This window comes from Nonomuraea lactucae (assembly GCF_003313395.1).
Classification (GTDB): domain Bacteria; phylum Actinomycetota; class Actinomycetes; order Streptosporangiales; family Streptosporangiaceae; genus Nonomuraea; species Nonomuraea lactucae.
This window is the reverse complement of record NZ_QNFZ01000356.1, coordinates 1-745: the sequence shown is the minus strand read 5'-3', so window position 1 is coordinate 745 and position 745 is coordinate 1. Positions and strand designations below refer to the sequence as shown.

The window sequence follows — 745 nt, the reverse complement described above, 5'->3', positions numbered from 1 at the left end:
CGTGCCGGGAGCCGCGGCCGCGATGCCGGCGGCGGCAACCGCCTCCATCGACTGCCTGGTGGCGCTCCAGGAGGCCGGGGACCCGGCCGCCCGGGCCGCCGTCGAGGAGGCCTCGCGGGCGCTCGGCACCGCCCTGACCTCGGCCGTCCACCTGTTCGACCCCGGCATGATCGTGCTGGGGGGCTCGTTCGCGCGGCTGTTCCCATGGCTCGAACGGCCGGTGGGGGACGTCCTGGCGGCCCGGCTCGGGCAGATGCGCCGCACGCCGCCCCGGCTCGCGGTGTCACGGACCGGCGCGGACGCCGCCATCCTGGGCGCCGCCGGCCTGATCCTCCAACAGGTCATCGCCGACCCGGCCTCCGTGCTCGGCCTCTGAGGCGGACCTGTGGCCCGCCTCGTCCTCAGCCGAGGACGCAGGTTTCCAGGAGAGTGAGGCCGACGCCGCAGAGGCGCCCCGCGACCAGGACAGGGGGTGGGGACCCGGGTCGGGCCGGGTCGACGGTGGCCGTCTCCGCCGGGGTGGGCGTGGGGGTGGCCGGGGACCAGGTGCGCGAGGGAGACGGGCCGGGAAGCCCGGTGGGGCCCGTCACGGTGGGCGCCGCCGTCGTGGGGGCGCCCGGCGTGCATCGCCAGTCGCCGGAGCGGGAGGCCGGTACGCAGAACATCGGCGACGCCGTACCAGAGGCACCCGCCGGTCCTGGCGAGCCCGGCGGCCCCGGAGGGCCGGACGGCCCCGGCGACCCGG

General features: G+C 78.5%; 1 protein-coding gene and 1 pseudogene. Both read left to right on the top strand.

The window, feature by feature from the left end:
• On the top strand, positions 1–376 hold a 376-nt coding region (locus tag DQW85_RS21925), incomplete at its 5' end, for an ROK family protein (protein ID WP_162795206.1).
• A gap of 125 nt (positions 377–501) precedes the next feature.
• Positions 502–745 (top strand): annotated as a pseudogene (locus DQW85_RS21920) (hypothetical protein); the annotation flags it as partial.